The organism is Desulfobacter sp. (genome assembly GCF_050177295.1).
Window position 1 is genome coordinate 1 of the sequence record NZ_JBFXHE010000409.1, and the last position, 4,015, is coordinate 4,015.

General features: G+C 49.2%; 3 protein-coding genes. 2 read left to right on the plus strand and 1 reads right to left on the minus strand.

The features are described 5' to 3' along the window. Positions 1-111: 111 nt before the first annotated feature. Together polA and AB7U36_RS20040 are read left to right on the plus strand one after the other, a co-directional pair. Positions 112-2,658 carry a DNA polymerase I gene (gene polA, locus AB7U36_RS20035; protein ID WP_428161402.1) on the plus strand — a complete coding sequence of 849 codons (2,547 nt, stop codon included), beginning with the start codon at positions 112-114 and terminating at the stop codon, positions 2,656-2,658. Positions 2,659-2,677: 19 nt separating this feature from the next. Beyond that, positions 2,678-3,511, plus strand: coding sequence for an NAD(+)/NADH kinase (locus AB7U36_RS20040; protein WP_428161400.1), 834 nt, complete (start codon positions 2,678-2,680; stop codon positions 3,509-3,511). A 157-nt stretch (positions 3,512-3,668) separates the two neighbouring features. Here AB7U36_RS20040 and AB7U36_RS20045 read toward each other — a convergent pair. Then, positions 3,669-4,015: pyrimidine/purine nucleoside phosphorylase (locus AB7U36_RS20045; protein WP_428161401.1), on the minus strand; the 347-nt coding region annotated here is incomplete at its 5' end.

The following is a 4,015-nucleotide window of genomic DNA, read 5'->3' on the forward strand; positions in this document are numbered from 1 at the left end:
ATCGTCGGCTGAGCATTTTTATACCGGGCCTTCAATGCCTTCCGCAGACTGTCCACGTCAAAGGGGCATCCCACCAATGCCTCATTCGGGTTTACCCGGATTCTGATTTAACTGCATAAGGACAAGCAACCCAGATACGCAGGTGTTTTCTTTGATGTTAATGGCCCTACCTTTCGCCTTAAAATGTTTGATGAATATAAAGCCAACCGCCCCCCCATGCCCGAAGAACTGGCCATTCAGATCCCGGACATCAACGCGGTTGTCAATGCATTGAACATCCCCATTATCCAGAAAACCGGATATGAGGCGGATGATCTTGTGGGCACCTATGCCCGCATTGCCCAGGCCCAGGGATTCAAGGTGGTCATGGTTACAGGGGACAAAGATTTTATCCAGTTGATCACTGATGACTGCACCCTGTGGGATCCCATGAAAGACACCGTCACCGACCGGTCCGGCGTAAAAGAGGAAATGGGTATTGAACCCGGGCAGTTTATTGATGTGTTAGGCCTTGCCGGAGACACCTCAGACAACATCCCCGGTGTAAAAGGTGTGGGCCTGAAAACTGCCATTAAATTGATTGCCGAATACGGTTCCATCAGCAATCTTTACAATAATCTGGACCAACTGAAAAAAAAGAAAAAACTGTATGAAAACCTGACAGCATCCAAAGAAGTGGTCGATTTAAGCCGGGATCTTGCCACCATTGACCAGCATGTGGAAGTCACGCAACCCCTGGACGAATTCCAACTCCAGGAATTTGACAGCCGCAAAGCCTTTGAACTGTTCCAGTCATTTGAGTTTAAAACCCTTGCCCTGGAATTTTCCGGAACAACAGACAAATCAAAAAAAAATTATAAAATGGTTCACACCGTTGCCGGCATGGAGAAACTTTTGTCGGTGCTTGAAACCAAGGAGGTGTTTGCCATTGACACGGAAACCACAAACATCGATCCCATGCAGGCGGATCTTGTGGGTCTGTCCTTTTCATACCTGGATGATACAGGGTTTTACATCCCGGTGGGACACACAAATACAGGCGGGATACAGATGCCGGAAAAAAAGGACATCCTTCGTATTTTCAAGCCCTTGCTTGAAAACCCCGACATCGCCAAGGTGGGGCAGAACATCAAATATGACTTCATTGTTCTCGCCCGGTACGGCATTGAGATCAAAGGCGTTGTGTTTGACACCATGATTGCCTCCCACCTGCTCAATCCCGGCACCCGGGGCCATGGCCTGGACCGCATCGCCATGAACCTTTTCGGGTACAAAATGGTTTCCTATGAAGAGGTTACCGGCAAGGGTAAAGACCAGATCGGATTCCAGGAAGTGCCTGTTGACCTTGCCGCAGACTATGCGGCAGAGGACGCAGATCTGACCTTCATGGCATATGGGCTATTGAAAAAACAGATTGAGGACAAGGGACTTACCCCTTTGATGGAAACCATTGAGGTGCCTTTAATTTCCGTTCTGGCAAAAATGGAGATAGCAGGAATCCGTGTGGATACGGATGTGCTTGGCCAAATGTCCCTGGAGTTTGCCGAAGAACTGAAAACCCTTGAGCAGAAAATTTACGAACTTGCCGGGGAAACCTTCAACATCAATTCATCCCAGCAGCTCGGGGTGATTCTGTTTGAAAAATTAGGCCTTAAATCCGGAAAAAAAACCCGGAAGAAAACCGGATATTCCACGGATGTCCAGGTGCTCACAGAACTTGCGGGCACCCATGAAATGCCTGAAAAACTGTTGCGGTACAGAACCCTCGGCAAGTTGAAATCCACCTATGTGGACGCCCTGTCTTCCCTTGTTCATCCGGAGACCGGGCGGATCCACACCTCCTTTAACCAGACCATCACCGTCACCGGCCGCCTGTCATCATCCAATCCCAATCTGCAGAACATTCCCATCCGCAAGCCCGAAGGCAAAAAAATCCGGCAGGCCTTTATCCCGGCAAACGGCTGCACCCTTATTTCCGCAGATTATTCCCAGATTGAACTGCGGCTTTTGGCCCATTGTGCCCAGGATCCCATTCTCATTGAATCCTTCCGGAACGACGAAGATATTCATACCCGTACGGCGTTAGAAGTTTTCCAGGTGCTGCCCGGTCTTGTCACCGATGAAATGCGCAGCCAGGCCAAATCCATAAACTTCGGCATCATCTATGGCATGAGCGCCTTCCGCCTGTCAAATGAGCTGGGCATCAGCCGGAAAATGGCAGGCATTTATATTGACAATTATTTCAAGCGGTACGCAGGGGTAAAAAACTTTATTGATAAAACCATCGAACAGACCCGGGAAACCTGCGAGGTATCCACCCTGTTCGGCCGAAAACGCAGGCTGGATGACATCCGTTCCTCCAACGCCAATCTGCGACACTTTGCCCAAAGAGCTGCCGTGAACACGCCCATCCAGGGCAGTGCGGCAGATTTGATCAAGCTTGCCATGATTAAAATGCACACAGCCCTTGCAACGGAGAAAATGGAATCAAAAATGCTTTTATCCGTGCACGATGAAATTATCTTTGAAACCCCTGAACAGGAAAAAGACAAACTCATGGCCATGGCAAAGCAGGTTATGGAAAACCTTACGCCCCTGAAGGTGCCTTTAAAGGTCAACTTTGGTGCTGGAGCGAACTGGGCCGAGGCTGAACACTAAAACAAACAAGAGGAAAAACGTGAGTAAGCAGCGCATCGGACTTGTGATAAAAAATGAAAACCACGCCCAGAACAAAGCCCGGGAATTAATTCGGCATTTAGGGAACAGATGCCTGGTCATTGACACCCAGGCCCAGACACCGCCACCCATCCCCGAAGATCTGATCTGCATTGTTGTGCTTGGCGGAGACGGCACATTTTTAAGCGTGGCCCGGTATATCGGTACTTCGGACATCCCTTTGATGGGTATCAAATTCGGTGAGGTGGGATTTCTTGCCGAAACCACTGAGGATCTTCTTTTCAAGGCGGTTGAGGCGGTATTTAAAGGGGATTATTTTATCCAGGAGCGCAGCCGCCTTAATATCCGGGTGGTCCGGGACAGTCAGTGCATCGTGGACGAGGATGTGCTGAATGATGCGGTCATTAATAAGGCGGCCCTGTCAAGGCTTGCCTCATGCGCAGTGTATCTGGATGACACCTATCTGACCACCTACCGGGCCGACGGCCTGATCGTGGCCACGCCCACGGGCTCCACGGCCTATTCCCTGGCCGCAGGCGGGCCGGTGGTTCATCCCGAGGTGCCATCCACCATCTTGACCCCTATCTGTCCATTTACCCTGACCAATCGGCCGTTGCTCATCCCGGACCATACCCGGGTCGAAATCAGCCTGAAAGGCAGTCCCGAGGATATGATTCTGACCCTGGACGGCCAGGAAGGCTTTGATATGGATACTTCCTGTGACAGGATCTACATTCAAAAAAGCCGCCACAGCGTAAAAATGATCTCCTTTGAGCCCCACTCTTATTTCAAGGTGCTGAAGACACGGCTGCACTGGAGCGGCGGCAGATCCTGATAGTTTCTTCCAATGGTTTATTAGGCCCATGTTTTTTATACCCCACACGGGCCGCAAGTCCACAACGAACAATGAAACTAAAGACAGCAACAATGGAGGGCTAAAACGGGCGCCCCAGGCGCTTCGCCCTCTTGTTTCTTGTCTCCGGTTTCTTGTTTCATAGAAAGTAGCTACAGCAATAATCGGTTACTTTGTTAATCTTTAGCTTGAAACTTGAATTTGCAGGTACTTCAAAAGAGTCCCCGCCTGATATCTTTTTCCAGCTTTCCCCAGGCAATTGTATCTCCAGACCTCCCGAAAGAATTTCCATCAACTCTTTTGCATCTGTGTTAAATTCATAGGCTCCAGGAAGCATGATGCCAAGAGTCTTTTTAGAACCATCATCGAAAAGTACTGTCCTGCTCGTGACTTGACCATCAAAATAAATGTTCGCTTCTTTGGTAATTGTTATATTCCTAAATTGTGACATGTCTAATGATCTCCTAATTGATTCAAAAAAGTCGA